Source organism: Streptomyces sp. NPDC006265, from assembly GCF_040613555.1.
GTDB lineage: Bacteria > Actinomycetota > Actinomycetes > Streptomycetales > Streptomycetaceae > Streptomyces.
In genome coordinates this window covers 1-3,555 of the sequence record NZ_JBEXSH010000909.1, presented here as the reverse complement: position 1 = coordinate 3,555, position 3,555 = coordinate 1, and the positions used below count along the sequence as shown (strand labels likewise).

The 3,555-nt window shown below is 71.2% G+C and carries 3 protein-coding genes and 3 pseudogenes; 5 read left to right on the top strand and 1 reads right to left on the bottom strand.

What is annotated here, in order from left to right; translation table 11 throughout:
• Positions 1-364: 364 nt before the first annotated feature.
• The 4 genes and pseudogenes from ABZ281_RS42585 to ABZ281_RS42570 all read left to right on the top strand — a co-directional run.
• Positions 365-511, top strand: a complete 147-nt coding sequence (locus tag ABZ281_RS42585; protein WP_356663409.1) for a hypothetical protein — start codon at positions 365-367, stop codon at positions 509-511.
• Between the two features lie 245 nt (positions 512-756).
• On the top strand, positions 757-1,701 hold the full coding sequence (locus ABZ281_RS42580; RefSeq protein WP_356663407.1) for an MIP/aquaporin family protein: 945 nt from the start codon (positions 757-759) through the stop codon (positions 1,699-1,701).
• Between the two features lie 131 nt (positions 1,702-1,832).
• Positions 1,833-2,231: a hypothetical protein gene (locus tag ABZ281_RS42575; RefSeq protein WP_356663405.1), complete on the top strand. Its 399-nt coding sequence runs from the start codon at positions 1,833-1,835 to the stop codon at positions 2,229-2,231.
• Positions 2,232-2,434: 203 nt separating this feature from the next.
• Positions 2,435-3,019 (top strand): annotated as a pseudogene (locus ABZ281_RS42570) (AbfB domain-containing protein); the annotation flags it as partial.
• A 35-nt stretch (positions 3,020-3,054) separates the two neighbouring features.
• Here the strand turns inward: ABZ281_RS42570 and ABZ281_RS42565 are convergent.
• Positions 3,055-3,363 (bottom strand): annotated as a pseudogene (locus tag ABZ281_RS42565) (MerR family DNA-binding protein); the annotation flags it as partial.
• On the opposite strand from ABZ281_RS42565, the pseudogene ABZ281_RS42560 reads away from it, so the two are divergent.
• Positions 3,333-3,440 (top strand): annotated as a pseudogene (locus ABZ281_RS42560) (MerR family DNA-binding transcriptional regulator); the annotation flags it as partial. The pseudogenes ABZ281_RS42565 and ABZ281_RS42560 sit on opposite strands and share 31 nt — an antisense overlap.
• Between the last annotated feature and the right edge of the window lie 115 nt (positions 3,441-3,555).

Sequence of the window (3,555 nt, the reverse complement as noted above, 5' to 3'; positions counted from 1 at the left end):
CCCACGGATCGCGGCATGAGGACGTCCGCGTAGGCGGAACCGGCCGAGGCCGCGGGGGCCGGGGGCTCCTCCACCTCGACCACGGCGGGACCTGCTCCAGGACGCCGTCCTGACCGCGCGGGCCGACGAGAACGCCACAGAGGCGGCGCTGCGCGCCGCGCAGCGGCGCGGCCGGCAGGCGGGCGAGGCCGCACGGAACGAGACCCGGCCGGGCCGGCTGGGCCCCGAGCGCGGGCTCACCGCATGCGAACGCCTGCTGGACCAGTACGGCTACGAGCCCGTCCGGGAGACCCCGACCCGGCTCCGGCTGCGCAACTGTCCCTTCCATCCGCTGGCCGCGAAGGCTCCGGACCTGGTGTGCGGCATGAACCAGGCGTTCCTCAGCGGTTACCTCGACGGCCTCGAGGTCAATGGCGTCCGGGCGGTGCTGGCGCCCGAGCCCGGGGAATGCTGCGTCCGGCTGGGCCCCGGCGACAGCGGGTCCGCCGACGAGACGCCGCAGGGGCGCTGACGACGAGACTTCGCAGGGGCGCTGGGGTCTTCGACGGATCGCGCGCCCAGCCACACGCGCGCGCACGGCCGCCTGCCCTGCCACACGCTCGCCCAAGGCCGGGCATCGGTATCGCCACCCGATCGTCCGGCGGCACGGCGGACGAGCCGTCCGAGGTCTTCTGCGGTTGCCGGACCCGTCGCGCCGGGTTACCACGTGATTACCGTTCGTCAGACGGAATCGCAGCGAACCCAGGGAGAAATCACATGGCAGTGGAGATCAAGCCTCTGGTGAAACCCTCCAGGCTCAGACGTCGCGCAGGTCTGCCGGGCGAGTGCCTGGCGGAGTTCCTCGGGACGTTCGTCCTCATCGCCTTCGGATGCGGCGTAGTGGCGATGGCGGTGGCGGCGCTGCCCGGCTCGGGCCGCACCGAGGGACCCACCATCTTCTTCCTCGGCGCCGGGGACTGGCTCCTGATCACCTGGGGCTGGGCCATGGCCGTGATGTTCGGCATCTACGTGGCCGGTGGTGTCAGCGGAGCGCACATCAACCCGGCGGTCACGCTGGCCTTCGCCGTCCGCCGTAAGTTCCCCTGGGTCAAGGTCGTGCCCTACTGGGCCTCCCAGGTGCTCGGCGCCCTGGCCGGGGCCGCCCTGGTCTACGCCGTATACCACGACGCCATCAACGCTTTCGACGACGCTTTCAAGGGGCCGAAGACCAACGGGAAGACCCTCGCCTCGTTCTCGATCTTCGCCACCTTCCCGGCGCCGTACTTCAACGGCGGCATCTGGGGCCCGCTGATCGACCAGATCGTCGGCACCGCCTTCCTGGTCATGCTGGTGGTGGCGATCATCGACCTGCGCAACACGGCCGTGAAGGCGAACCTCGGCCCGCTGGTGATCGGCTTCGTCGTGGCCGCCATCGGCATGTCCTACGGCGCGAACGCGGGATACGCCATCAATCCGGCCCGCGACTTCGGGCCGCGCCTGTTCACCTGGATGGCGGGATGGGACGGACTGGCGTTTCCGGGCAGCCTGGCCGGGGCCTTCAGCGGCTACTGGTGGATCCCGATCGTCGGGCCGCTCGTCGGCGGTGTGATCGGCGTGCTGGTGTACGACCTGTTCATCGGCGACGTGCTGCACGCCCGCGCACTGGAGGGCGAGGCGCCGGAACCCGGCCGGACGCGTCCCACCACCTCCGAGGAGGAGTGAGCGGTATCGGCCACGGGCGGGACGAGGGCCGATGTTAGATTCCTCTGGGCGTCCGCCCGTGAGCGGTGCGGATCGCCTGCCGTACAGGTGAACAGGCCCAGGGCAGGCCCTATCGGATGGTGGCGCGATCCATGACTGACCCGGAGCAGATCCCCGGCGAGGCCGACGCTCCCCTTCCCCGGATCCTGGGCAACACCGGGTCACTCGTCGCGGGCGGGCAGGAATCGTCCGGCGCCCTGTGGCGACTGGCCGAGCCCGGCCGGCAACTGGACGCCAACCTCGTCCGCATCCCGCCCCAGGGGGCCGTCGACGCCCACGCCGAACCCGACCTCGACGTCCTTCTGCTCGTCGTCGCCGGCGACGGCGTGGTCGGCTCGGCCGCCGGTCCGTGCCCGGTGGAGTCCGGCAGCCTGGTCTGGCTGCCGCACGGCAGCGTCCGCAGTCTGAGGGCGGGCGTGAGCGGCCTGTCGTATGTGACGGTTCACCGCCGCCGCCCCGGCATGCGGATTCAGAGCCGGCCCGGCGCGTGACACCCGTGCCGGGCAGGGGTCGCGCGGACGGGTGACCTGCCGCGGCATCGTCCGGAAGTCCAGGGTGTCCGCGCGCCGATGGGGTAAGGGTTGCCGACGGCCGGGGGGTTGGCCGGGTACGTCAGGGACGCCACGACGTAGACGGCGGGCGAGGCACCGCACGGCAGCGGTGCCATGGCCGGGGGCTTGAGAAGCCCGCCCTCTCGTACACCCCCAACGGCGTCTTCTACGCCTGGCAGTCCGCCGGCCTCGCCTCCGGCACCTGGACGGCCCTCGACCAGAGGACCTACACCCAGCCGGTCAACTCCAAGCACTGCGGCGTCGCGGCGATCACCACGGCCGAGTACGACAACCTGCTCGCACAGTGGGGCGCGCCGGCCTGGAACAGGCTCAAGTCCTACAACTACCCGTCCCGTTACGTCCGCCACTCCAACTACCTCGGCCGTATCGACGAGTACCCGATCGAACCGTACAAGGACTCCCTGTGGACCCTGGTCCCGGGGCTCGCCGACAGCTCCGGAGTCTCCTTCCGATCCCTCAACTACCCGACGAGCTAACTGCGGCACTACGACTACGAGCTACGCCTCGACGCCAACGACGGCACCTCGACCTTCGCCGCGGACGCGACCTTCCACCGCACGGCGGGCCTGGCGGACGCGAGCTGGTCCTCCTTCCGGTCGTACAACAACCCGACCCGCTACATCCGCCACGTCGACTACGCCCTGCGCATCGAGCCGGTCACCACGACGACCGAGCGGCAGGACGCGACCTTCCGCGTCGGCCACTGAGCCCGTCCGGGCCGGCGGGGCGGCGCCTCGAGGCGTCAGAGACAGGGAGAGCCGGCGAGGCGCTGCGCGAGGGTGGCCGCGAACTCCTCCGCCCGGGACAACCGGGTGCGCAGCTCCTCGACCCGCTGCTGCGCGGCCCGCTCGAAATCGCGCACCCGGTTCAGCAGGTCCTCGCGGTCGTCGGGCGGCAGGTCCTCGCCCGAGTCGAGGCGGTCGGTGGCCTCCAGGAGGGCGCGCATCTCATCGAGGGTGAAGTCGAGCGGCTTCATGCGGCGGATGACCATCAGCCGCGCGACGTCGGCTTCCGTGTCAGATCGGCGAGGTCGCCGCCCGGACCGAGCTGTCGCTGCGCACGATCCGGCACTACGAGGAGACCGGTCTCGTCGTCCCCTCTGCCCGCTCCCGGGGCGGCTTCCGCCTCTAGTAGGGCTTGGTCAGGTTGGTGCGCGGGTGGGTATGTCGCGGTTGCAGGTGGGGCAGGCGCCGGTCCAGGTTGCGAGGAGTGTCTGAAGCTCGCGGACGACTTGGTAGAGGCT